Raw genomic sequence first — 22003 nt, forward strand, 5'->3', positions numbered from 1 at the left:
CTTATCTTCATCTAGAGCTTGTTAGTTATCCTGCTTTTCCGATTGCGAGTGCATAGATAAAGAAGATGGCGAAACCAAAGAGGAAAATCAATCCTGCAATGGCAAGGTGTTTGAGCCAAGAAGGAAGATTTTTGTTTTCACGCGTTACCAAGGCGTAATTCAAAAGAGCAAAGAATGGTGTTGTCAGGAAAGAGCCAATCATGGCAAAGCGGAGCATGGTTGACACCTGACCAGCGAAGAATTTGATAATGACGATACCGATGATAGTAGTGATGGTCATCCAGATGTTCAAAGATTTACTATTGTCCTCTTTTTGACGGATTAGCAGTCGGAGAGATTCCTGATTAACGCGAGAATAGCCATCGATAACAGTGATAACTGTTCCAAAGATACACAGGAAAGCAATAAAGGTAATCAAGTAACGGGACCATTCACCAAGAACAGAGGCATACATGCCCACGAATTGAGAGATGTATTTGGCTGAAGCAGCTTCAACCGCCTGCCCTGTAGGATATTGAATCAATGCTCCCAGTGCTACAAAGAACACAGCTAGGATAGCCGTTCCAATGTAACCAACGTTAAAGTCAAATAGAGCGTCCTCTGTATTAAAGTTGACGGTCTTTTTCTTTTCAGCAGACCAAAGTGAATTGATAGCTGAAATTTCAATAGGAGCCGGCATCCACCCTAAGAGGGAAACGATGAAGGGTAGAGCTGCCATTTGCCAAGGTGTTTTCTCGACAAAATTAGAACTGTATTCTGGATGTTTAATCGCCGCGATGATAACTGCAAGAACAGTTGCAATGGTCAAAGCAGACATTATCCATTTTGCCATGCCGTCTAAGAGTTTGTAGCCTCCAAAGAGTAACATAGCCCAAATGATTGCAACGAGAATGAGGGACCACTGAGTGATGCTAAGCCCAATCATTGGGAAGGCACTGGCGATGATAGCTGAGCACAGAATAGCAACACCAGCTGTGTTGACCATAGCCGAAAAGACATTGAGAATAAAGAAAATCCAGAGATAGAGTTTTCCTTTTTCGGCATAACCTTCAACCAAAGTCTTTCCAGTATCAGCTGTGTATTCAGCACCAAAACGGAAAAATGGATATTTAAAGACATTGGCTAAGATGACCAAGAAAAGTAGAGACCAACCGTAAGAACCTCCAGCTTGAGTTGAGGATACAATATGGGAACCTCCAACAGCGGCAGAAGCCATTAGGATTCCCGGTCCCATTGCTTTTAGTTTACTTGCCCAGGTGGATTGATTTAACGAAATAGCTTGTGACATGATAGATACTCCTTTTTGAATTTTCAGAATAATCTGGATATATAATCTATATTCTACAAAAAACTTTGAAAAAATGCAAGATGATTTTGAAAAAAGATAGAAAATTACAGAAAATTTACAGAGAAGGTCTGAAAATAACTGCTATGATAGCAAGGTACAGCAGGGTAAAGAAAAACCGAGAAGTTTCTTTCTCGGATTTGCTTATTATGAGGTTCCTATTTTCTATGCTCCAAGAGTTGATTGATATGGTCTACTTTTTTTGATGCTCTTTTATAGGAAATAGTCCAAATGATGAGGTAGACAATCGCAAACTCGATAATGAGTTGGAGATAGAAAATCCAGTGGAAGGGGAACCAACCTGCTAGGGTTGCTAGTGGGATAAAGCCTACTAGCATGAGGAAAAAATGAGTCAGAGTCGCACGGAGTAAGCTCCAGTCACGCTTGAACAAGCTATTGCCAAAACTAAAGAGAATGCCGATGGCTGCCCAGATAAGTGTGCAGTAGAGCAAGACCAAGGCACCGTGAACTTGATGTTGAGTCATCATTTGTCCGATGAGAGAGTCGGAACTTAACGGGGCGTAGGTACTTGGTGCATAAATGAGTGAAAAGATGATAGAGAGGATGAGACCGATGAGGACACCAGTAGCTGCGTCGTGGAAGATTTGTTTTTTCATAGTTCTAATTTCTCCTTGATGGTTTTTAGGTAACGGCGTGAAGAGTAGGTGAAGCTTTCGTTTTTCAAGAAAATTTCTACCAGACCGTTGGGGGTGAGCTTGAGATGAGAAATGGAGTTGATATTGATGATTTCTGATTGGGAAATTTGGATAAAATTGCTTGGCAAAAGTTCAAGGACCTGATAGAGTCGTAAGTCAATGGTGTAGGTCTGACTAGCTGTTTCTGCTAGAACCTTCCGATTCTCGATATAGAAGCGCTGAATCTTGCCAATCTCAACGAGATAGACCTGATTATCGATTTTCCCTTTGATTTTTTCTGTTCGATCCAGATTTTCTGCAAACTCGATGACTTTCTGGACTTTTTCGGTTTCTTGAGGTGCTTGGACAATCAGTTTTTCCTCCTTGTAAGTCTCACTAATCTGTAGTTCTACTTTCATAAATTTCTCTCCTTGTTTTTCATACAAAATTGTGATCACTTCTTGTACACCTTTATTAAACACTATTTTACGATACCTGACAAGGGACTTTGTTTATGTGGAGGGATTTGGCTCCTATGTGGTGCTTGCTTTTCTGTCCTTTCTGAAATATGGTATAATAGCACTAATCAATTTCTAGGAAAATAGATACGGAAAGGGGCTGAAAGATGTCTCATATTATTGAATTGCCAGAGGTGCTGGCAAACCAGATCGCGGCTGGAGAGGTTATCGAGCGTCCAGCTAGCGTTGTTAAGGAGCTAGTAGAAAACGCCATTGACGCGGGCTCTAGTCAGATTATCATTGAGATTGAGGAAGCTGGTCTCAAGAAAATCCAAATCACAGATAATGGTCATGGAATTGCCCACGATGAGGTGGAATTGGCCCTGCGCCGCCATGCGACTAGTAAGATAAAAAATCAAGCAGACCTCTTTCGAATTCGGACGCTTGGTTTTCGTGGTGAAGCCTTGCCTTCTATCGCTTCTGTTAGTGTTCTGACTCTGTTAACGGCGGTGGATGGTGCAAGTCATGGGACTAAGTTAGTCGCGCGTGGAGGAGAAGTAGAAGAAGTCATCCCAGCGACTAGTCCTGTGGGAACCAAGGTTTGTGTGGAGGACCTCTTTTTCAACACGCCTGCCCGCCTCAAATATATGAAGAGCCAGCAAGCGGAGCTGTCTCATATCATTGATATCGTCAACCGTCTGGGCTTGGCCCATCCTGAGATTTCTTTCAGCTTGATTAGTGACGGTAAGGAAATGACGCGAACAGCTGGGACTGGGCAACTGCGCCAAGCAATCGCAGGGATTTACGGTTTGGCCAGTGCCAAGAAGATGATTGAAATTGAGAATTCTGATCTAGATTTCGAGATTTCAGGCTTTGTTTCCCTGCCTGAGTTAACTAGAGCCAACCGAAACTATATCAGCCTCTTCATCAATGGCCGTTATATCAAGAACTTTCTACTCAATCGTGCTATTTTGGATGGTTACGGAAGCAAGCTTATGGTGGGCCGTTTTCCACTGGCTGTCATTCACATCCATATCGACCCTTATCTAGCGGATGTCAATGTGCATCCGACCAAGCAAGAAGTGCGGATTTCCAAGGAAAAAGAACTGATGACGCTGGTTTCAGAAGCTATTGCAAACAGTCTCAAGGAACAAACCTTGATTCCTGATGCCTTGGAAAATCTTGCCAAATCGACCGTGCGCAATCGTGAGAAGGTGGAGCAGACCATTCTCCCGCTCAAAGAAAATACGCTCTACTATGAGAAAACTGAGCCGACAAGACCTAGTCAAGCTGAGGTGGCTGATTATCAGGTTGAATTAACTGATGAAGGACAGGATTTGACTTTATTTGCTAAGGAAACCTTGGACCAGCTGACCAAGCCAGCAAAATTGCATTTTGCAGAGAGAAAACCTGCTAACTATGACCAACTAGATCATCCTGAGTTGGACCTTGCGAGTCTCGATAAGGCTTATGACAAGCTGGAGCGAGAAGAATCTTCAAGCTTCCCAGAGTTGGAATTTTTCGGGCAAATGCACGGGACTTATCTCTTTGCCCAGGGACGAGATGGGCTCTACATCATAGATCAGCATGCGGCTCAGGAACGAGTTAAGTATGAGGAATACCGTGAGAGCATTGGCAATGTTGACCAGAGCCAGCAGCAACTACTAGTACCCTATATCTTTGAATTTCCAGCGGATGATGCCCTTCGTCTCAAGGAAAGAATGGCACTTTTAGAGGAAGTGGGCGTCTTTCTAGCAGAGTACGGAGAAAATCAATTCATCTTACGTGAACATCCTATTTGGATGGCAGAAGAAGAGATTGAATCAGGCATCTATGAAATGTGTGACATGCTCCTTTTGACCAAGGAAGTTTCTATCAAGAAATACCGAGCAGAGTTGGCTATTATGATGTCCTGCAAACGGTCTATCAAGGCCAACCATCGTATTGATGATCATTCAGCTAGACAACTCCTCTATCAGCTTTCTCAGTGTGACAATCCCTATAACTGTCCCCACGGACGTCCTGTTTTAGTGCATTTTACCAAGTCAGATATGGAAAAGATGTTCCGACGTATTCAGGAAAATCACACCAGTCTCCGTGAGTTGGGGAAATATTAAACTAAAAGGAAAACTATGTACGAATATTTAAAAGGAATCATTACCAAAATCACTGCCAAATACATTGTTCTTGAAACCAATGGTATTGGTTATATCCTGCATGTGGCCAATCCTTATGCTTATTCAGGTCAGGTTAACCAAGAAGCTCAAATTTATGTGCATCAGGTTGTGCGTGAGGATGCTCATCTGCTTTATGGATTTCGCTCAGAAGACGAGAAAAAGCTCTTTCTCAGTCTGATTTCGGTATCTGGGATTGGTCCTGTATCAGCTCTTGCTATTATCGCTGCTGATGACAATGCTGGCTTGGTTCAAGCCATTGAAACCAAGAACATCACCTACTTGACTAAGTTCCCTAAAATTGGCAAGAAAACAGCCCAGCAAATGGTGCTGGACTTGGAAGGCAAGGTAGTAGTTGCAGGAGATGACCTTCCTGCCAAGGTGGCAGTGCAAACCAGCGCTGAAAACCAAGAACTGGAAGAAGCCATGGAAGCTATGTTGGCGCTGGGCTACAAGGCAACCGAACTTAAGAAAATCAAGAAATTCTTTGAAGGAACGACAGATACAGCTGAGAACTATATCAAGTCGGCCCTTAAAATGTTGGTCAAATAGGAGCAGAGCATGACAAAACGTTGTTCGTGGGTCAAGATGACCAATCCTCTCTATATCGCCTATCATGATGAGGAGTGGGGCCAGCCCCTCCATGATGACCAAACATTGTTTGAGTTATTGTGCATGGAAACCTATCAGGCAGGCCTGTCTTGGGAAACGGTGCTCAACAAACGCCAAGCTTTCCGAGAAGCCTTTCATGGCTATCAAATTCAAGCGGTGGCAGACATGACCGACACCGAGTTGGAAGCCTTGCTGGAGAATCCAGCCATCATTCGGAATAGAGCCAAGATTTTTGCTACACGCGCTAACGCCCAAGCATTTTTACGACTACAGGAAGAATATGGCTCTTTTGATGCCTATCTTTGGTCTTTTGTTGAAGGGAAAACAATCGTTAACGATGTTCCCGATTACCGCCAAGCCCCAGCTAAAACACCCTTGTCTGAGAAATTGGCCAAAAATCTCAAAAAAAGAGGTTTCAAGTTCACAGGCCCAGTCGCCGTCTTGTCTTTTCTACAGGCTGCAGGACTAGTTGATGACCACGAGAATGATTGTGAATGGAAAAGCAGGAATTAGTGTGTACAGGTAACTAGCATATCTGAGAATATAGAAAAAAGCTGAGAAATTTTTCCCAGCTTTTTATATATACTATTAGATTTGTTAGAGTGAAGTCAAAAAAGTGATTCCACCTAAAATAACACCAGCTGAATTTGGAATGATTAGTATCCAATCCTTCTTAGGTTCCTTTGTCCATCCATAAATAACCCAGATTAAGCAAGATATAGCAGCTGATAAAGGTTGAAATGGTTGAGCTTTATTTCCCTGTAAATTAGCGATAATTTGAGGTATGTAGGCAATAAATACTATAATTCCAATAAAGGCACCAATAGAACCTACGATTCGATTAATTTTTTGTTTTGTCATATACACCTCCTTCAAAAGGATATCATAGAAATTAGCGAAATGCAATAAATTCAGATACAAATTGTAACGAAAACGAATACAAAAGCACAAAAATAGAGAAACTATTTATTTTTTGTTATAGTCAAAGCGAATGATTTGCTCCTTTGCATCTACATAGGCGTGAACTCCGAAGGGTACAATTGCTCTTGGAGTTGCGTGGCCGACATTTAGATTATAGATAATCGGGATATTGCTGTCAATAATATCCAATAGTGCCTCTTTATAGTCGTCATAGAAAGTTTCATCCATAGGTTTTCCGACCAAGAGTCCACTGATGACCTCGAATATACCAGTGTCTTTTAAAGTCCGCAACATATTTTTGAAGTCTTCCAGCTCAGGCTTTTCTTCGCTTGTTTCTAGCAAGAGGATTTTTCCTTCCCAGTCTGACAAGTCAGGGAAAAGTTTGTATTTTTGGCAGAGCTCCGTGCTATCTGCGTATCGAGAGTTGTCAAAGATATCGTAGAGGGATTCGAGGCAACCACCGAGGATTTTTCCCTCGAACTGGGCATTTCCCCGCAACAGCTCGAAACCAGTATTTGCATGACTGACACGAGGTGTCCCCAGAGCCTTGGGACTGAAGTCAGTCCTTTCATCATACCAAACGTCACTAGGGCGGATTTCTGAGATTCTTCCCGTCTCAATCAATTCTTTAAAGTAGTGGAGGCTATAGGTCAGCACTTCCTTGTCCAATTCACAAATGTCTGCTAAAAAGGATTGACCATAAAAAGTTTTAACACCTAGTTTATGCAACATGAGATGGTTCATGGTTGTATCCGAGAAGCCAAGAAAAATTTTTTGTTTGATAACCTTTTGTAGTTGGTCATTTTCAAAAAGATAAGGTAGTAAGCGATAGGTATCGTCTCCACCGATGGCGCATAGGATCATGTCGATGCTATCATCAGAAAAGGCATGCATCAAATCCTCTGCACGAGCTTCAGGATGGTCCTTGATAAAGTCTAATCCTTTTAGCGAATGAGGCAAAAAGGTAGGATTGAGTCCTAGATCCTTGAGACGTTGGGCACCCAAGTCCACTTCGTGTTTGACAAAGTCTTCTCCGATAATGCCACTAGATAAACTAACAATACCAATAGTAGAAACCATATCTTATCCTCCTAGAAATAGATTGAGCCTATTTTATCACAAAAGATAAGAGAAAGCTATGTGGGATTTCAGAAGAATGCTTTTAAATCAAGAAAGTAGTAAAAAAGCAACCGCACCTGCAGTTGCTTTTATCATTCTCTTAATAGCGTGTTGGCCCTGCACTTGCGCTGCGGATGTTCAAGCGTTTCTTGAGATAGAAGCGAAGGGCTAGGAGGACTGCTCCGATAATAGCTAGTGGCAATGGAGCAAGTACTGGGTTAAGGCTAGCTGGTAGGAAGCTTGTTGCAAAGAAAACAAGCAACCAAAGGAACATAGAAGCTAGGATAACCAGTACAGATTTCCAGAAAGGTGGACGTTGACTGCGGTCCATATCTGGTCCATAGTATTGGTAAACAAAGTAGTACATCAAGTAGAAGGCAAATCCACCAACCAGTCCAACTAATAGGAGGGTAATCAAACCGTAACCGATAGCTTGATCTGCTGAGAAGAAGGTTGTGAGGGCGCTGACGAGGGCAAAGAGACTAGTGATGAAAAGAGCTGAGTCCATAATCATGAGTTTTGGATCATCATTTTCTTTTGGGTGCTCTTTTTCATATTGTTCTTTGACAGTAAAACTATGAGCCCAATGAGTTGGTGCGCCATAGAGGGAACGAGCAGTCGTACCCTTGGCTTGCTCTTCAAGGATTTGGGGAATAACTTCCTCAAAAATAGCCTTGATTTCAGCGTCTGTTTTTCCATCTTTGATGAATTGTTGGGTAGCGATGTGGACAAATTCTTGGTTTTTCTTAGTTAATTTTTGTAGATCAATCTGAGACATAGGAACTCCTCTTAGAACCATTTTTTATGGATGAGATAGAGAGTGAGCGAGACACTCATAGCAAAGGCGATAAAGACGATTAACCAAAAAGCATTTGGTTCACCGTTTAGGGGGATTTCATTATCCTTAAAGTTCATCCCGTAGGCAGAAAAGACCATGGTTGGGATGGACATGACGATGGTCACAAGGGCCAAGGTTTTCATGATGTTGTTCTGGTTGTTGGAAATGATAGAGGCGAAGGTCTCTGTCATAGAATGTAAGACGTTTCCATAAATGTCTGCCATCTCGATGGCCTGTTGAGTTTCAATCAGGGTATCTTCAAGCAGGTCCTCGTCTTCAAGGTATTTCTTGATATTGCTGGTTGAGCTGGTCAATTTCTTAATCACGCGCTCATTTGTTTTGAGGGAGGCCTTGAAATAGACGATGGTTTTTTCCAATTCCATGAGCTCAATCAATTCTTCATTACGAGTTGATTGATGCAGTTGACTTTCGATTTGTTCACTCTTACGGTCGATTGAACGAAGGGCTGTTAGGTAAAGCTCTGCATTGCGATAAAGAATCTGGAAGATAAAACGCGAGCGCATGAAGGTGTAGAAATTACGCAAACGACGGTTGATAAAGACATCGAGGACTGGTAATGGTTCCAAACAAGTAGTGATAATGGTTTCCTCTGTGATGATAATACCAAGCGGGATGGTTACGTAGTAGGTGCGATTATTTCTTTCTTCTGTGACCGGCACGTCAACGATAATCAGGGTGTACTCGTCTTCAATGGTAATACGAGACATTTCTTCCGCATCGAGCGGTGCCCGAAGGTCAGCGATATCAATATCGAAGGCGTTAGCGATTTCGAGTGATTCATTTTGAGTCGGATTGACGAGATTGATCCAAGTACCCGGTTCAAGTGTATCGATCTCTTTAAATTCAGTTGTTGTAGAGAGAAAAACTTGTTTCATATCCCTTATCCTTTCTCATTTTTCAGATTTTTTCACACCGTACTATTATACTACAAAATCGGCCTTTTTCAAAATAAATCTAACAAAAATCCTGTTGCTATTGGATTTTTACTTTGTCTTGAAATGTTGATTTTTAAATTTGCTCCCCTTTTTGCTCCCCCTATAGTGCTTTTAGTGCAGTTTCGTAGAATGATACTGCTTTTTTTGCGTTCTCTTTTGAGAGGTGGCTATATATATCCATGGTCATTGATAAAGTGGAATGACCTAGGCGGTACTGGAGTTCCTTGTATGGTATTCCAGAGTTAAGCAAGAGACTAGCGTGAGTGTGACGGAATCCATGAAAGCCAATGTTAGGAACATCAGCACGCTTAAAATGTGTTTGCAATCTTCTTTTAAGTCTTGAACTGCTAGGATACTCATGAATGAAATCAGAAAATACTACACTTTCACGTTGTCCTATCTTCCAAGCCTCTTTAGTTTGGCGTAGTTTGTACTGCTTCAGCATGCTAACAGTCGCTTGATCTATATCTATATCCCGATAACTAGACTTTGACTTTGGGCTATTGATTTCTAAATCCCGATTTAGTGTTTTGGTAATATGCACAACGGCATTATCTAAGTCAATATCAGACCAGGAAAGGGCTAAAGCTTCATTGATACGGCAACCAGTAGCCAATAGGAACTTATAGAGCATCGTCTCATAGTAATAACGGTATCTATGAGTATCTAAATTATCGAGATAACCAAGAAATTTTTTTAGTTCTTGATTTTCAAAGTGCTTTACTTTTTTCCGCTTTGCTTTCTGAGTGTTACGAGGTAAAACAACATCACGCGCAGGATTGGACGGTATAGCCTGCATGGTTACGCCATACTGTAAGATACGTTTGTTTAAAGCGTGTATCTTGTCATAATGTAGAAAAGCCCCTTTTTCCCCTCTATTAGTCTTGTCAGCAAGTTCGTTGATAATTGACTGGATAAGTGGAGTAGTGAGCTTATCGAGCTTGTAAGCCCCGAAAATAGGCAGTATATGATTATCAATTAACTTTCTAACATTGCCTTGAGTGTTTGGCTTAACCGTATTCTTATAACTTTCTAACCAGAGATTGGCTAATTCTTGATAGTTTTTTATGGTGCTAGCCTTTTGTCTAGTAGACCCTGCTTTCTGAAAAGCAATTTTTTCTTGAGTAGCTTTCTGCTTAACTTCCTTTTGTGTCCGCCCTGTTACCTTAGTTTTAACTTTCTTTCCTGTTACCTGGTCAACTCCTAGATATACATTAGCACGATAGACTTTACTACCGTCTTTTTAGCACGATAGACTTTACTACCGTCTTTTTTTATAACTTCAGTTATTTTCATGATGATAAACCTTTCTAAAATACATCAGCAGGCAAGCCATTATCAAAAAGGTTTTATATCATGCTAGGGCTTCATAGTTTGCCCTGTATTCGATTTTAAATAGTCAGACGGTAAATAATACCAGAGTTGGAAACAAGGCGGATATGGGGCTAATATGGGCTTGTTTATAGTAAACAGGCCTATGTTTAAAGTTTTTAATCGTCAGTTAGCTGTTTTAAAGTTTTTTCAAAGTCCGAGTTTATCTTTTGAGTTTTGTTGAATAGTTGGTATTCTGCTTTTGCTTTATCTTTCGCAACCTTGGAAGTGATTTTTCCATGACCTTCTAAAATATCGTATTCTTGGAAAGTCAAAAAGCGGTCAATGCTTTGGGCTAGTTGTTGCATTGTCTGAGCTTTTCGCTGTTCTATCTGTCTTTCCAGGTAATCAAAATAGCTAGATATTCCTCTTTCAAGGGAACGGATTTCTGTTTCTGAAAGGTAATTCTTTGCTATTTGGGTATCTGCTTGCAGTATGCGACCGTTAGGGGAGTTTTTCCATGTTGTAAGTCCCATGTTGTCTTTTGTGTGGTCTGCTTTCGTGTAGATAATTTCCGCAGCAGTTTGGCCAGTGATTGCATAATGAAACTTATTCTGTACATCAGCATAGAATTGCTTAGTCAACGTACTTTGTGGGTCATAGTCGATAGAGATTTCAGCAAAGATATCTGTAATCTGTAACCATATACGGCGTTCACTAGCCCGGATAGAGCGCACGCGCTCCAACAGCTCACGGAAATAGTCTTTTTCCAGCAAGTTTTCGCCTTGTTTCAGACGGTTGTCATCCATGGCGAACCCTTTTATCATGTACTCACGAAGTACCGAAGTAGCCCACTGTCTAAATCTCGTAGCTTTTTGGGAATTGACACGGTAACCAACGGAAATGATGGCATCAAGGTTGTAGTAGCTGACATTCTTAGTTTGGGTTTTATCAGCAATTGCACCGTGTTTTGTGGTTATTTCCATTTTGGAAACAACCACCCTTTCTTCTAATTCTCCCTCTTCAAAGATATTTTTTAAGTGCTTACTAATTGCAGGAACACCGACATCGAAAAGTCTAGCCATTTCTTTCTGACTAGCCCAGATAGTTTCGCCTTTGATGATGACACTAGCTGTCTCGCTATCGTTGTCAGCGGTATAGATTAAAAATTGTAATTCGTTCATGAGATCCTTTCTAAAACATTGTGAGTAGTTGACTTTTGTTGACATCAACAAAATTAGTAGATATGGGGCTTATATGGGCTTGAAGCTCGAGAATCCACGCGCTTCAGGATTGTTGAACATTGTGGCGCGTGGATATGGTGTAAGTCGCTTTTTAAGTGCAAGAGTTGTATAATAATGTTGTAAATACCTAACCTTTCGCTTATTTTCAGTTAGGTACTATCAGACAAGTTGGCAGTAGCTAGCTTGTCTTTTTTTGTTGCTATTTGTCAATTTTGCCCATTTTTGCGATTTAGTCTGTAAAATTGGCTTTCTATTCTTCAATTTCCCCTGTTTTTGCACAATAGACCATGAAAAAGGGGGTATTCGTTTAGCAAAAGAGGGGCTGAGATTAACCTTAAGCGTCTGAATGAGATAATTCTAGATTTTGAATTCTTTCCAGTATTTCACCTTCAAGCTCTGTTAATTTTTTTGATAAGTCCGGAATTTTTTGGGGATCTAGTCCGTGGATAATATATTCATTGTTATTATTTATATTGTTATTTAATATCACTTGCGTTTCTTTGAATGCTTGTGAAATGTTACGTTTTAATCTATCCAATACATAATAGTTGACTTCCTTAACATTTAACCATTTTTCTTTTACCGCAACGCTGTTTTGAGAAAAATGAATTAAAAATTGCTCTTTGTCTCTGAAAGAGTTAGAAGGATATTGTTTGTTAGGATTGAAATAAATATCATTCAATTCTGTCATAATAAAACGAGTCAATATATCGTCAATCCCGTCTTCTATAAGTTTTTTATAAAACTCTGATAGTTCGTGTCTAGCAATTTCATCTAAATTGTTGTGGAGAAAACGAGGGTCTAAATCTGATTTTTTTACATGCAAAAAATCAGCAAGTTTTTGAAGATTTCCAGCAGTTGGCATTGAACGACCTTTTACATATCCTGTCAAAGTGCTTTTAGGAATACCAAGAGCGTTATGTAAATCTACTTGCCTTATATTTTTTTCTTTCATAATTCTATTAAGATTTTCAGAAAAAAACTCTCTATTTTTTAAATCTTGAGGGCTATTTTTTGCCATGTTAAATCATCTCCTTTTTCTTAATTATAGCACAAATACATAGACGTAGTACGAAAAAAATAATATTTTTCTAAAAAACTATTGACATAGTACGAAAAAAAGCGTACACTATAACCAAGTCCAAAAGGAAAGGAGTTGCTAAATGGAACAGATAACGCTAAAAGCGGCACGTATTACGGCAGGTTTTACACTTCGTGAAGTTGGTAAAAAACTTAACCGAAGTTTTCAGACTATCGCAAAGTACGAAAAAGATAGTACTAAAATACCAATTGACTTATTGCAAGACTTGACCTCTCTTTATAATGTTTCGATGGACATTATTTTTTTAGGAGAAAGTACGAAAAAAAGCGTACAAAAATAGAAAGGCAGGCAAGCAATGAAGAGGAACTATACAAGGGTCATCGATGAAATGCGAACCACTCACGGGCTGAACTTGGTAGCTATTGGCCAACGAATAGGCATAGATCCCCGAACAGTTGGCAAGTGGGCACAGGGCAAGCATAAGCCCAACAAGGAAAGCAGAAAAAGACTAAATCAGTTATACAGAGAGGTTAAGAAAGACATGACAACACAGCAAAAAGATTTATGTGATTTTTTTGGGAACTTCTACCCCAAAGGAGAACAACATAACAAAAAGGAAGTTTTGGAAGTTGTAACAACTCAACGATTCGGATCTAAATATTTTGATGTTTATGGAGACATTCAAAATCCGTTATTTGTAGCGGTAGAGATTGCTGAGATGATTGAAATCCAAAACACCACAGATTTACTAAAACGGGTAGATGATGATGAAAAGCTGACCTATGTAATATCTAGGGCAGGTCAAAAAAGAGAAATGAATATGCTGACAGAGTTCGGAGTCTATGAAGTTTTATCGCAGTCACGCAAACCACTAGCAAAAGAGTTTAAAAAAGTGGTCAAGCACATTCTGAAAGAAATCCGACTAAACGGCTACTACATGGCTGGGGAATTGGTGGAAGAACCACAGACCACTATAAAAGCCCCTGACACGTTGGCAGAGGCAGAGCGGTATTATATCGACACACTAGCCAAAGCCATTGCAGAGGCTCAGAATATGGACGAGAAGAGCCGTCTGACAAGCAAGCTGACCAGATTTATGCAGGAGGTAGAACCACAATGGAACTAGTCTATATGGACGGTAAAAAAGAGCCGTATACATTAAGCAGTATTGTTGCAGAATGTGCAGACGTTAAGCACAGACATTTAAAAATTTTGCTGAATAAGCACCGAGAGGACTTTGAAAGCTTTGGAAAGGTGCAATTTAAAATTTCACCTTCAGAAAGTGGGCAAAATGTACGGGACTATATTTTAAATGAACAACAAGCAACATTGCTGATCACTTACTTACGAAATACAGAACCCGTAAAAGAGTTTAAGAAGAACCTAGTCAAAGCCTTCTTTGAAATGCGTGAGGAACTTTCTAAGTTTCGTATGCAGAGGGCGCTAGAAAAGCCAAAAAGAAAAACACTGCATGACAGTATTGAGACATGGACTAATGCACCCAAGCACGCGCATAGCACCATGAATAACCTGCTACTAAAAGCAGTAACCGACAGGAACGCTAAGCAGTTAAGGGAAGAACGTGGGGGCTATAATGGCATCGATAGCTTGACCAGTGACGAGCTGGAGCAATACCAGGCATTTGAGGACATGGTAATAGCCATGATCGGCTTGAATATGAGTTATCAAGAAATCAAAGCTATGGCATTCAGAAATAAAAAAACACGCCAAAGAAGCGCGTGAGAGCAACAAAAAAAGGCTTAGCAATAACCACACCGCAAAGCCTTTAACACTAACACTAAAACGAATTTAACAAAGCAGGCAAGCTATTATCAAAGAGGTTTTAGTAAGATTTATACCTAGATTATAGCATATTTAGGGCAATTTGACCATACGGAGAGCGCCAACTCTTAAAACTGGTACTTTCTCACGCTTTCAATTTGGCGAGTCTGAGCGTGAGGATATCGTCTATAAGAAACAACTCAAAAATCCCCACACTCAAATTTTGGTCGAGGAGAGTGTGAGGCATGTGGCAGGAAAACGGCATTAAAAAGCCCCATGCTCAGAAATTTGGCGACCGAGAGCATGAGGCTGTAGGCAAGAAAAACTGTATAAGAAACAACCATTCAAAATCCCCACACTCGCCATCGCAAAACTTTGAGTGTGAGGATATCCAGTATAGTAAAAAAGCATTAAAAAGCCATCAGGGCAATTACACAACATAGGAACAGAGGTAAAAGTATGGCAGAAACAACATACGAGATTTTAACTAGACGTATAGATAGAATTAATGCAGAAATGCGAGAAATTGGCGAAAAAAATGGGCTTAATAGCCTTTCGTTATTGGCAAGTCAGACAAAATCCATCAAAGAAGATTTATCCCGTTTACTTTGGATTGAACTTCCTGAATTGAATGACCGCCATAAAATCGAGGCAGTTTCTAAAAGCACTACGGGAATGTTTTTCCACCCTGGTATTTTTGAAATGGACGCTATGCGACAAGCCTTCTTTAAACGCCAAGCAAAGCACTTTTTTGACAACGAAGCAGAGCAACAGGCGTATATAGAGCATGCTGAAAAGGAGTATTTAGAGGCTACTGTAACCTTAAAAGATATTCTTTTTAACTCTAAAAATGGAACTCAGAGAGTAAATAAAAGTTGTCTTATAGAGAAGTTTGAGGAGGCAATGCAATGACACTGGACCTAGACAACATGACACAAGCAGAATTTGATGGACAAATGGCTGAAATCAAGGAGAGGAATCCGAACCTCTTCCAGTTTATTGCTGATTTTGTAGATAGAAAAGTAAGCACCGAAGAGGTGGACGAGTTCCTGAAGATGGAGCGAACTGATCAAGTGGACTATATCAAGAATTACAAAGCGAGGGCATGACATGAATGAATTAGATTTGACCAATACACAGGCGGTAATCTCTATGATGGTACTGATTGGCTTACTGCTTTATCTAAACCACCGAGACCGCAAAAAAAGCGCCCAATTTGAGCGAGAAAACCAACAGACGATAGAAACACCTAGCGAGGATTTAAACCCTGATTATGGGCGATATATCCAGCTTGCAGGGGTAAGAGTTTACGGAGGGATGAAATGAGTTACATAGTGAAGATATACCTTGATAGTGAAAAAATACCAGATGAACCTTATTTTACTAAAGATATTTTTCTAGCTACGTGTATGGACAATGCAACAAAGTTAGCTGTAACTATGGGCTTGTTGACAAAACAAGCGTTTGATTTAGAGACTAAGACAGCTATTTTGAAAACCTTGGATACAATCATAGAAACTCAAAAAGATATTTTGCAAGGGGTAGCGAGCGGACAAATAACCTTTGTGAATAAAAGCAAAGGAGGGGAGGAACTGAATGAGTCTATCAGAGAATGACAAACGAGTATTAAGACTAATCAAGGTAGGGGCTGAGAACTCCATAACAGGGGCAGAAATCAGCCTAATCACTAAGCTAGCAGAAAGAACCGTGCAAGATATTATCAGCCGTCTAATCACGCGCCATAGCGTTCCTATTATTGGGGTTCGCCATGGGACATTTAGAGGATATTTTATCCCTGCTAACAAAGAGGAGCTACCGGACGGAGCAAAAACATTTTACAATCAGATACGAGAAGAAGAAAAGCGCCTAGCGGTGTTGATGAACAGCGACCTAGAAAGCTACAAAGAAACCTTGAAGGAGGTGGGCGGATATGTTTAGCCTAAGCCGAGAAAGTGAGCAAGACCTAGCGCATGGCATTCTGGAGGTGGTGGAAAGATACCTTGAAGCGCGTGATAGACTCAAACCACGCCTAACAGGTTTAATCTCAGCCCAGGAAGTCATGGACGAGTTAGATATAAAATATATGACACTCCAAAAATGGGAAAAAGCAGGGCTAAGACGATACCAGCCCCCACTAGAAGATACTAGGAAAATCTATTATAGAATTTCTGACTTGATGAAGTTTCTGGGGGTAGAAAATGGGTAGATACATGACAGAGCCAGCTTATGCTGGTATGAAGTTAGCCAAGGAAGATAAAACCAAGGTCAGACGCCCAAAGTTGAAGCAACTCAAAGAACGGAAACAACTGAAGAAACTGAGGAAGAAACGTCGGAAAGGGAGCTGATATGACGATTTACGAGGCTAGAGGCTTTCAGGGTAATCTTGTCTATCCATTTGATAAAATTGAGCCGTTCCAGTACATTGAACGCTTTAAGCCTTTGGTAGTCCCTGAAGGGGCAAATATTGAAGAATTTAAACGTACACAAGCGCCTTACTGTATCAGTGGGAAAGTGACGCCAGAAAAGCATGGCAGTTACAAGCGAAACAACTCCAGTCTAATCTATCGGGATTTGATTTTCCTTGATTATGACGATATACAGGGGACGTCTGAGGGCTTTATAAAGGCTGTTTCTAGCGCTTTATTTGGCTACTCCTATATCTTATACCCGACTATCAAACATAGCTTAGAAAAGCCCCGTTTTCGCCTTGTAGTGAAGCCTGATGATGTGATGAATGAGGCAACCTATAAGCAGGTAGTTAAGGAGATAGCGGACAAGATTGGGCTACCCTTTGACATGGCCAGTTTAACATGGTCACAACTCCAAGGGCTACCAGTAACAACAGGCGACCCAGCAAGTTATCAAAAGGTTGTGGAGCATGGCCTAGATTATCCAGTCCCCAAGGTTGAACCAAGAGCGAAGCAAGAAACTACGGAGCGTTACAAGCCTAGAGCAAGTGGCCAGAGGTCAATGACCATGAGAATTATTGACACGCTTTTTAATGGCTTTGGAGATGAGGGAGGGCGCAACGTAGCACTGACACGCTTTGTAGGTTTACTCTTTAATAAGTGGGTTGATTGCGACCTAGAGACCGCCTACGAGCTGACAAAGATAGCTAATAGCGTGACAGTTGAACCATTGCCTATTGAAGAGCTAGACCGCACTTTTAGCAGTATAGCACGGGCTGAATATAGAAAGAGAGGATAGAACCATAGAACTAGAAGAATTAGGAAACCTAGAAAGTGAAATCTTAGAGGCGCGTGAAAGCGAAGATAAGCACTTTAAGACTTTCAAAGGTGTTAGGGGACAGCTTATCAAAGAGTGTCAAGAAATCAAGGACAAGGCTTATCAGCAAGCTTATGAAGAAGTTATGGCAGACAGCAAACACCTTGAAAATGTAAAGGCAGGCAGGTTGACCGAGGCCCAGCATGAAGAACTAGCCCAGCAGAAAGGCGAGGAAAAGAGCAGTAAGGCCTTACCAACTAATCCGCTGGGAGTTGCTATTATGTTAAAAAAGTACGTCCGATTTATTAGAATTAAGCCAGAGGCACAAGGGCAAAAAGCCCCATTATATTTCTATAATCCTGATTTTGGTATCTGGTTAGAGGATAATGAATTTTTGCAAGATCTTATTTCTGTCATTTATCCAAACGCAACGGAAAAACAGGCATTTGACACGCTTTATAAAATAGCTAGACAGAGCCAAATGAGGGAAATCCAAGGCAATTATACTGTAATTGGGAAACAGCTATACAATGCTAAGACAGGCATTTTTGAAGAAACGACACCAGAGATTACAGCAACAAGAAAGATAAAAACAGGTTATAGCCCTGGAGCAGAAGAGCCTATAATTAACGGCTGGAAGCCGACAGCTTGGCTTTTAGAGTTGTTTGACGGTGACAAGGAGCTTTATAACCTTGCTATCCAGATTATAAAAGCAAGCGTCACAGGGCAGTCTTTGCAAAAAATCTTTTGGCTTTTCGGTGAAGGTGGAACAGGAAAAGGAACTTTTCAGCAGTTACTTATAAACCTAGTTGGTATGGAAAATGTGGCAAGTTTGAAGATCACTGGTTTAACAAAAAGTCAATTTTCAACGTCTATATTATTGGGAAAGTCGCTTGTAATCGGTGATGATGTACAAAAGGACGCAGTAATTAGAGACACTTCAGATATGTTTAGCTTAGCAACAGGCGACATAATGACCATAGAGGACAAAGGGAAACGCCCTTATAGCATACGCCTTAATATGACGGTAGTACAATCTTCTAATGGTTTACCAAGAATGAACGGGGATAAATCAGCTATTGATAGGCGATTTAGAATTTTACCTTTTACCAAAATATTCAAAGGTAATCCTAACAAGGCTATCAAAGACGATTACATTAACCGCAAAGAAGTGCTGGAGTACCTGGTTAAGTTGGCTATTGAAACACCAATCGCTGACATTAACCCTACGAAGTCTATTGAAATACTTGAAGAACACCATAAGGACATGAACCCCGTTATTGATTTTGTTTCTAAGTTTTTTACTGATGAATTGACAAGTGAGTTTATTCCTAATAGTTTTGTCTATCACGTTTGGAAAGGTTTCCTAGAATACTATGGTATTAAAGAAAACAGGTCAGAAATGGGCTTACATCGAGAAATCAAAAGCAACCTGCCAGAAGGTTTCGCAGTTGGCCAGAAGGTTATCCCTGCAGGGCAACAGATCCATAAAGGTTTTTATCCTAAAGAAGACCTACCGCCGTTTGCAAGCGTAGCCTATGCTAATGGTAGGGCAACACCCGAAAAGCAGAAAAAGCCAAAGAATGAACGCGGGTATTACAACCATTGGCCAGAGTACAAAAAGAGAAGGAAAAGAAAATAAGAATTTTATACACTTTACACAGTAGGGCAAAAATTTTATACACTTAAAAACGTTGTCATATCAAGGGTTTTATACACTTTATACGAAAAACACGGAAATAAAAAAATTTCCTTATATTATGTTTTAAAAATGGGGTCCCTATTATCCCTATATATGTTTTTATTTTAATGTATAAAGCGTATAAAGTGTATAAAACAATAGCAAAACCCTTGGCATTACTGACTTTATTTTTTATACACTTTTAAAAACAAGTGTATAAAATTTGTAAGAAGCGTATAAAAAAGGGGACAGAAAAATCAATTAAGTACAAAAGGAGTAAAAAACATGAAAATTAAACTATTTTTTTATTACAAATGGCAACAATCACTAGAAAATTTTGAACAGGAAGTAAATGATTTTATGGCGACCGTGCAGGTAATTGATGTAAAACATTCAACCGCAACCGTAGGAGATAGTGATGGTATGGGTGCGATTGCTGGTTTGCTAGTATTATACAGATAACAAAATGGGGTAGATAGTACCGACCCCCTTGCAATGGTGTAACTACTAGTGACACCCTTAAAGCAGAAAGAGGAAAAACAACATGACATTAAAAACATTTTCAGATAAAGCAAAAACATTCACTTTCACTTACTATTTTTGTGATCAGGCGACCGCTCAAGTAGCAGGTCACGCGCTACTGGGATATATGACTGGAACATATTGCCAGCCTGTAATCTCATTGACCTACAAGGATAAGGGAACGCTTGTCGCTGAGTATGTGGAAGATCACAAGCTAAACAAGACTTTCAAGCGTATTTGTGATAGCTTTAAAGACTACCATAAACAACCAGAAGAGGCTGAAGCATTTGAGGAACGTTATAAACGGGAGCGCGTGCTTCAACTCAAAGAGTCAGAGGACTTTGAAAGTTTGCTGGAGAAAGTAACAGACTACGAGCTGGAACTATTAGACTATGCTGATCGCTTGCTTTCTGATACGCCTATCCCTATGGACTCTATGACTGCTTTTGGTACGTTGGAAAAGCTAGGCGATGAAAGTATTAGCCTACTCCAAAAGTTGGACGTAGAGGGCGAATATAAAGGACTTGCTGGTTATACAGAGCATTTGAAGTAGAACACAGGGGAGCAATCCCCTTTTTGTTAACAAGTCAATAGTTTTGGTTTTTTCCATATAGGGGGAAATAATGAAGCGGTTAGCAATAGAAACAATCACTAAACCAATGAAGCTGAGAGGAATAACTAAGGGTATAGCTGAGTTGGACGGTCAACGTTTAGAGATTGATTTGGATAATTTAATGATTGATTTTGGTGGAGAGTCATTTGAATTAGACAGAATGGCAGGAACTAAGGGAGGTAATCGATATTTCTTTCTTTGCCCTGATTGTGGGAGACGGTGCAGATTGCTTTATAAACGGTATTTGTATTTTAGTTGCGGTACTTGTCTAGATATCCACAAGCACACCCTGAACCGTAGTAAAACAGATTGCCAATACTACTGGGAGCTTGCACTAAAAGAAGCCAGAAAGGTAGAACCAGGGTGGAGTCCTAGACGTGGTGGATATATGTTTGATGGTTTCCCTGAAAGACCAAGGTATATGAAACGTGACAGGTATCATAAGCACTATAAGAAGTTTTTGAAGTATATTGAAAAAGGGGATAGATTTTGGCTGAATGGTTCGAGATTGTGAGACAATATGAAGTAGTGTGCAATTTACAAAACGAACAAATACTACATATTAGACGGTTTGAATGTTAAAAAAGCTAGATATATCAAGGATTTAAGTAAGTAGAGCGTTCCAAAAAAATGGTGCGGTAAGCATTCCAAAAAATGGTAAGGTTTTGGTTAGGTAGCATATATAAAAAGTATAAGATTAGTATAAGGTTGTGTATTTTAAAATACTAAGGTTTTACAAAGGTACAGGGCTTTTTTTCTAGTGATATAACCACAAGGTAGAGAGGTTTACCGAGGGTTAGAAAAGGTGAGATTTTGGTTAGGTAGTGGCAGTAAATATGCCTGACAAATGGCAGGGTTATGTGTGTTGAACTCCGAGCGAACGCCGAGAAAATGCAAAAAAAAGCCAGCACAGGGCTGACTTACTTTCTGAGATTCCAGAGGATGGCAGGGAGTGAAAACCAAGTTACAATAGATGAAGAGGCTTGGGAACTTGTCTTACCTGATCAGTGGAATTTGAGCGGTGAGCATGAAAAAGCAATCCGTGAGGGATTGGAGATATTCGCCCAAGACATCAACAGTATAGAGAACAAACGAGCCAGAAAATACTTTATTATCCATTATTGCTACATGAGGAAGAAAACAATGAGTGAATGCGTAGAGATGGCAGGTACTAGCTCCACTAGCTACCACCGATACAAACAGATAGCCGTCTTAAACTTTGCGAGAAGCCACCAGAACGGAGAGCTAGAAGCATATAAGTAGGCGTTTGTGGTGTTTTGTTGAGAAATGTTGAGATTTAAGTGAGGGGGGGAATGACATGATTGAAGATTTTTTGATTGATTTGGAGAATATCCAATTAGAGGGTATGGAGATAGATTTAAACATGGATTTTGAAATAGATGTTGACCTTGATGGTTTAGATTTAACCTTACTACAAGAATTAGAAGCGTAAATGTTGGCAAATATAGGCGTAGGCTTCATATTCGCCCCTATTTCACTTGGTTTCGTACTGGACAACTAAAAC

Annotated in this window: 30 protein-coding genes and 1 pseudogene; 21 read left to right on the forward strand and 10 right to left on the reverse strand. The window is 40.3% G+C overall.

Going from position 1 to position 22003, the window contains the following annotated elements:
• Positions 1-25: 25 nt before the first annotated feature.
• The 3 genes from NMM26_RS01340 to NMM26_RS01350 all read right to left on the reverse strand — a co-directional run bounded on the left by NMM26_RS01340 (position 26) and on the right by NMM26_RS01350 (position 2399).
• On the reverse strand, positions 26-1288 hold the full coding sequence (locus NMM26_RS01340) for an NRAMP family divalent metal transporter (protein ID WP_254753633.1): 1263 nt from the start codon (positions 1286-1288) through the stop codon (positions 26-28).
• Positions 1289-1503: 215 nt separating this feature from the next.
• Positions 1504-1962 (reverse strand): DUF3021 domain-containing protein, encoded by a 459-nt coding sequence (locus tag NMM26_RS01345; protein WP_254753634.1) that lies wholly within the window; start codon positions 1960-1962, stop codon positions 1504-1506.
• Positions 1959-2399: a LytTR family DNA-binding domain-containing protein gene (locus NMM26_RS01350; protein ID WP_254753635.1), complete on the reverse strand. Its 441-nt coding sequence runs from the start codon at positions 2397-2399 to the stop codon at positions 1959-1961. The genes NMM26_RS01345 and NMM26_RS01350 overlap by 4 nt, the downstream gene beginning before the upstream one ends.
• Before the next feature lie 206 nt (positions 2400-2605).
• On the opposite strand from NMM26_RS01350, the gene mutL reads away from it, so the two are divergent.
• Genes mutL through NMM26_RS01365 form a run of 3 tightly spaced genes read left to right on the forward strand, consistent with a single transcriptional unit; the run spans position 2606 to position 5737 of the window.
• A complete protein-coding gene (gene mutL / locus NMM26_RS01355) occupies positions 2606-4555 on the forward strand; it encodes a DNA mismatch repair endonuclease MutL (RefSeq protein WP_254753636.1) in 1950 nt (649 codons plus the stop codon).
• A 15-nt stretch (positions 4556-4570) separates the two neighbouring features.
• Positions 4571-5164 (forward strand): Holliday junction branch migration protein RuvA, encoded by a 594-nt coding sequence (gene ruvA / locus NMM26_RS01360; RefSeq protein ID WP_061438645.1) that lies wholly within the window; start codon positions 4571-4573, stop codon positions 5162-5164.
• Between the two features lie 9 nt (positions 5165-5173).
• Positions 5174-5737, forward strand: a complete 564-nt coding sequence (locus NMM26_RS01365) for a DNA-3-methyladenine glycosylase I (protein ID WP_254753637.1) — start codon at positions 5174-5176, stop codon at positions 5735-5737.
• Positions 5738-5821: 84 nt separating this feature from the next.
• Here NMM26_RS01365 and NMM26_RS01370 read toward each other — a convergent pair whose 3' ends face one another.
• From NMM26_RS01370 to NMM26_RS01400, 7 genes and pseudogenes are all read right to left on the reverse strand, one after another.
• Positions 5822-6085 (reverse strand): SemiSWEET family transporter, encoded by a 264-nt coding sequence (locus NMM26_RS01370; RefSeq protein WP_000166114.1) that lies wholly within the window; start codon positions 6083-6085, stop codon positions 5822-5824.
• A gap of 105 nt (positions 6086-6190) precedes the next feature.
• Positions 6191-7225: a S66 peptidase family protein gene (locus NMM26_RS01375; protein ID WP_000255082.1), complete on the reverse strand. Its 1035-nt coding sequence runs from the start codon at positions 7223-7225 to the stop codon at positions 6191-6193.
• 139 nt (positions 7226-7364) lie between these two features.
• Positions 7365-8042: a DUF1129 domain-containing protein gene (locus NMM26_RS01380; protein ID WP_000078014.1), complete on the reverse strand. Its 678-nt coding sequence runs from the start codon at positions 8040-8042 to the stop codon at positions 7365-7367.
• 11 nt (positions 8043-8053) lie between these two features.
• Complete coding sequence (locus tag NMM26_RS01385) at positions 8054-8998, reverse strand: magnesium transporter CorA family protein (protein WP_000815623.1); 945 nt, start codon at positions 8996-8998, stop codon at positions 8054-8056.
• 160 nt (positions 8999-9158) lie between these two features.
• Positions 9159-10354: pseudogene (locus tag NMM26_RS01390) on the reverse strand (tyrosine-type recombinase/integrase).
• A 194-nt stretch (positions 10355-10548) separates the two neighbouring features.
• Complete coding sequence (locus tag NMM26_RS01395) at positions 10549-11553, reverse strand: virulence RhuM family protein (RefSeq protein ID WP_001004340.1); 1005 nt, start codon at positions 11551-11553, stop codon at positions 10549-10551.
• Positions 11554-11947: 394 nt separating this feature from the next.
• Positions 11948-12634, reverse strand: a complete 687-nt coding sequence (locus NMM26_RS01400) for a helix-turn-helix transcriptional regulator (RefSeq protein WP_001107588.1) — start codon at positions 12632-12634, stop codon at positions 11948-11950.
• A gap of 142 nt (positions 12635-12776) precedes the next feature.
• Between NMM26_RS01400 and NMM26_RS01405 the strand changes: the two genes are divergently transcribed.
• The 18 genes from NMM26_RS01405 to NMM26_RS09595 all read left to right on the forward strand — a co-directional run bounded on the left by NMM26_RS01405 (position 12777) and on the right by NMM26_RS09595 (position 21931).
• Positions 12777-12995, forward strand: coding sequence for a helix-turn-helix domain-containing protein (locus NMM26_RS01405; RefSeq protein ID WP_000435333.1), 219 nt, complete (start codon positions 12777-12779; stop codon positions 12993-12995).
• Positions 12996-13010: 15 nt separating this feature from the next.
• Positions 13011-13781: a BRO family protein gene (locus NMM26_RS01410; RefSeq protein WP_000828332.1), complete on the forward strand. Its 771-nt coding sequence runs from the start codon at positions 13011-13013 to the stop codon at positions 13779-13781.
• Positions 13772-14398 carry a Rha family transcriptional regulator gene (locus NMM26_RS01415; RefSeq protein ID WP_000424656.1) on the forward strand — a complete coding sequence of 209 codons (627 nt, stop codon included), beginning with the start codon at positions 13772-13774 and terminating at the stop codon, positions 14396-14398. Before NMM26_RS01410 ends, NMM26_RS01415 begins: the two co-directional genes overlap by 10 nt.
• A 284-nt stretch (positions 14399-14682) precedes the next feature.
• Positions 14683-14880 (forward strand): hypothetical protein, encoded by a 198-nt coding sequence (locus tag NMM26_RS01420; protein WP_000267708.1) that lies wholly within the window; start codon positions 14683-14685, stop codon positions 14878-14880.
• Between the two features lie 16 nt (positions 14881-14896).
• Complete coding sequence (locus NMM26_RS01425) at positions 14897-15349, forward strand: hypothetical protein (protein WP_000852438.1); 453 nt, start codon at positions 14897-14899, stop codon at positions 15347-15349.
• Positions 15346-15546, forward strand: coding sequence for a hypothetical protein (locus tag NMM26_RS01430; RefSeq protein WP_000171243.1), 201 nt, complete (start codon positions 15346-15348; stop codon positions 15544-15546). The genes NMM26_RS01425 and NMM26_RS01430 overlap by 4 nt, the downstream gene beginning before the upstream one ends.
• Before the next feature lies 1 nt (position 15547).
• Positions 15548-15763 (forward strand): hypothetical protein, encoded by a 216-nt coding sequence (locus NMM26_RS01435; RefSeq protein ID WP_001003772.1) that lies wholly within the window; start codon positions 15548-15550, stop codon positions 15761-15763.
• Positions 15760-16053 (forward strand): hypothetical protein, encoded by a 294-nt coding sequence (locus NMM26_RS01440; RefSeq protein ID WP_000120511.1) that lies wholly within the window; start codon positions 15760-15762, stop codon positions 16051-16053. Before NMM26_RS01435 ends, NMM26_RS01440 begins: the two co-directional genes overlap by 4 nt.
• Positions 16034-16375, forward strand: coding sequence for a DNA-binding protein (locus NMM26_RS01445; RefSeq protein WP_254753638.1), 342 nt, complete (start codon positions 16034-16036; stop codon positions 16373-16375). Before NMM26_RS01440 ends, NMM26_RS01445 begins: the two co-directional genes overlap by 20 nt.
• Positions 16368-16643: a hypothetical protein gene (locus tag NMM26_RS01450; protein ID WP_000492135.1), complete on the forward strand. Its 276-nt coding sequence runs from the start codon at positions 16368-16370 to the stop codon at positions 16641-16643. Before NMM26_RS01445 ends, NMM26_RS01450 begins: the two co-directional genes overlap by 8 nt.
• Entirely contained in the window at positions 16636-16782 is a 147-nt protein-coding gene (locus NMM26_RS01455; RefSeq protein WP_000534152.1) for a hypothetical protein, read from the forward strand. Before NMM26_RS01450 ends, NMM26_RS01455 begins: the two co-directional genes overlap by 8 nt.
• A gap of 1 nt (position 16783) precedes the next feature.
• A complete protein-coding gene (locus NMM26_RS01460; protein WP_000158196.1) occupies positions 16784-17644 on the forward strand; it encodes a primase alpha helix C-terminal domain-containing protein in 861 nt (286 codons plus the stop codon).
• A gap of 163 nt (positions 17645-17807) precedes the next feature.
• Positions 17808-19304 carry a phage/plasmid primase, P4 family gene (locus tag NMM26_RS01465; RefSeq protein WP_000785436.1) on the forward strand — a complete coding sequence of 499 codons (1497 nt, stop codon included), beginning with the start codon at positions 17808-17810 and terminating at the stop codon, positions 19302-19304.
• Positions 19305-19628: 324 nt separating this feature from the next.
• The gene (locus NMM26_RS01470) at positions 19629-19805 is read left to right on the forward strand and encodes a hypothetical protein (protein ID WP_000694570.1); all 177 of its coding nucleotides are present in this window, start codon (positions 19629-19631) and stop codon (positions 19803-19805) included.
• 82 nt (positions 19806-19887) lie between these two features.
• Complete coding sequence (locus tag NMM26_RS01475; RefSeq protein WP_000173123.1) at positions 19888-20418, forward strand: hypothetical protein; 531 nt, start codon at positions 19888-19890, stop codon at positions 20416-20418.
• A 70-nt stretch (positions 20419-20488) separates the two neighbouring features.
• A complete protein-coding gene (locus NMM26_RS01480) occupies positions 20489-20992 on the forward strand; it encodes a hypothetical protein (protein ID WP_000824785.1) in 504 nt (167 codons plus the stop codon).
• 377 nt (positions 20993-21369) lie between these two features.
• Entirely contained in the window at positions 21370-21741 is a 372-nt protein-coding gene (locus NMM26_RS01485) for a hypothetical protein (RefSeq protein ID WP_029690049.1), read from the forward strand.
• A gap of 55 nt (positions 21742-21796) precedes the next feature.
• On the forward strand, positions 21797-21931 hold the full coding sequence (locus NMM26_RS09595) for a hypothetical protein (RefSeq protein ID WP_000568699.1): 135 nt from the start codon (positions 21797-21799) through the stop codon (positions 21929-21931).
• Positions 21932-22003 lie beyond the last annotated feature (72 nt).

It is taken from the genome of Streptococcus sp. CF7_Ac1-8, assembly GCF_024295435.1.
In the GTDB taxonomy this organism is placed as follows: domain Bacteria; phylum Bacillota; class Bacilli; order Lactobacillales; family Streptococcaceae; genus Streptococcus; species Streptococcus mitis_AP.

Excerpts from the sequence above, each read along its gene's own strand:
- NMM26_RS01425 (WP_000852438.1), top strand. The coding sequence starts at position 14,897 with ATGGCAGAAACAACATACGAGATTTTAACTAGACGTATAGATAGAATT.
- NMM26_RS01460 (WP_000158196.1), top strand. The coding sequence starts at position 16,784 with ATGACGATTTACGAGGCTAGAGGCTTTCAGGGTAATCTTGTCTATCCA.
- NMM26_RS01350 (WP_254753635.1), bottom strand. The coding sequence starts at position 2,399 with ATGAAAGTAGAACTACAGATTAGTGAGACTTACAAGGAGGAAAAACTG.
- NMM26_RS01345 (WP_254753634.1), bottom strand. The coding sequence starts at position 1,962 with ATGAAAAAACAAATCTTCCACGACGCAGCTACTGGTGTCCTCATCGGT.
- NMM26_RS01475 (WP_000173123.1), top strand. The coding sequence starts at position 19,888 with ATGACATTAAAAACATTTTCAGATAAAGCAAAAACATTCACTTTCACT.
- NMM26_RS01395 (WP_001004340.1), bottom strand. The coding sequence starts at position 11,553 with ATGAACGAATTACAATTTTTAATCTATACCGCTGACAACGATAGCGAG.
- ruvA (WP_061438645.1), top strand. The coding sequence starts at position 4,571 with ATGTACGAATATTTAAAAGGAATCATTACCAAAATCACTGCCAAATAC.
- NMM26_RS01465 (WP_000785436.1), top strand. The coding sequence starts at position 17,808 with ATGGCAGACAGCAAACACCTTGAAAATGTAAAGGCAGGCAGGTTGACC.
- NMM26_RS01435 (WP_001003772.1), top strand. The coding sequence starts at position 15,548 with ATGAATGAATTAGATTTGACCAATACACAGGCGGTAATCTCTATGATG.
- NMM26_RS01440 (WP_000120511.1), top strand. The coding sequence starts at position 15,760 with ATGAGTTACATAGTGAAGATATACCTTGATAGTGAAAAAATACCAGAT.
- NMM26_RS01420 (WP_000267708.1), top strand. The coding sequence starts at position 14,683 with ATGTGGCAGGAAAACGGCATTAAAAAGCCCCATGCTCAGAAATTTGGC.
- NMM26_RS01405 (WP_000435333.1), top strand. The coding sequence starts at position 12,777 with ATGGAACAGATAACGCTAAAAGCGGCACGTATTACGGCAGGTTTTACA.
- NMM26_RS01340 (WP_254753633.1), bottom strand. The coding sequence starts at position 1,288 with ATGTCACAAGCTATTTCGTTAAATCAATCCACCTGGGCAAGTAAACTA.
- NMM26_RS01450 (WP_000492135.1), top strand. The coding sequence starts at position 16,368 with ATGTTTAGCCTAAGCCGAGAAAGTGAGCAAGACCTAGCGCATGGCATT.
- NMM26_RS01370 (WP_000166114.1), bottom strand. The coding sequence starts at position 6,085 with ATGACAAAACAAAAAATTAATCGAATCGTAGGTTCTATTGGTGCCTTT.
- NMM26_RS01400 (WP_001107588.1), bottom strand. The coding sequence starts at position 12,634 with ATGGCAAAAAATAGCCCTCAAGATTTAAAAAATAGAGAGTTTTTTTCT.
- NMM26_RS01385 (WP_000815623.1), bottom strand. The coding sequence starts at position 8,998 with ATGAAACAAGTTTTTCTCTCTACAACAACTGAATTTAAAGAGATCGAT.
- NMM26_RS01415 (WP_000424656.1), top strand. The coding sequence starts at position 13,772 with ATGGAACTAGTCTATATGGACGGTAAAAAAGAGCCGTATACATTAAGC.
- NMM26_RS01480 (WP_000824785.1), top strand. The coding sequence starts at position 20,489 with ATGAAGCGGTTAGCAATAGAAACAATCACTAAACCAATGAAGCTGAGA.
- NMM26_RS01365 (WP_254753637.1), top strand. The coding sequence starts at position 5,174 with ATGACAAAACGTTGTTCGTGGGTCAAGATGACCAATCCTCTCTATATC.
- NMM26_RS01380 (WP_000078014.1), bottom strand. The coding sequence starts at position 8,042 with ATGTCTCAGATTGATCTACAAAAATTAACTAAGAAAAACCAAGAATTT.
- mutL (WP_254753636.1), top strand. The coding sequence starts at position 2,606 with ATGTCTCATATTATTGAATTGCCAGAGGTGCTGGCAAACCAGATCGCG.
- NMM26_RS01375 (WP_000255082.1), bottom strand. The coding sequence starts at position 7,225 with ATGGTTTCTACTATTGGTATTGTTAGTTTATCTAGTGGCATTATCGGA.
- NMM26_RS01410 (WP_000828332.1), top strand. The coding sequence starts at position 13,011 with ATGAAGAGGAACTATACAAGGGTCATCGATGAAATGCGAACCACTCAC.
- NMM26_RS01430 (WP_000171243.1), top strand. The coding sequence starts at position 15,346 with ATGACACTGGACCTAGACAACATGACACAAGCAGAATTTGATGGACAA.
- NMM26_RS09595 (WP_000568699.1), top strand. The coding sequence starts at position 21,797 with ATGATTGAAGATTTTTTGATTGATTTGGAGAATATCCAATTAGAGGGT.
- NMM26_RS01455 (WP_000534152.1), top strand. The coding sequence starts at position 16,636 with ATGGGTAGATACATGACAGAGCCAGCTTATGCTGGTATGAAGTTAGCC.
- NMM26_RS01485 (WP_029690049.1), top strand. The coding sequence starts at position 21,370 with ATGCAAAAAAAAGCCAGCACAGGGCTGACTTACTTTCTGAGATTCCAG.
- NMM26_RS01445 (WP_254753638.1), top strand. The coding sequence starts at position 16,034 with ATGAGTCTATCAGAGAATGACAAACGAGTATTAAGACTAATCAAGGTA.
- NMM26_RS01470 (WP_000694570.1), top strand. The coding sequence starts at position 19,629 with ATGAAAATTAAACTATTTTTTTATTACAAATGGCAACAATCACTAGAA.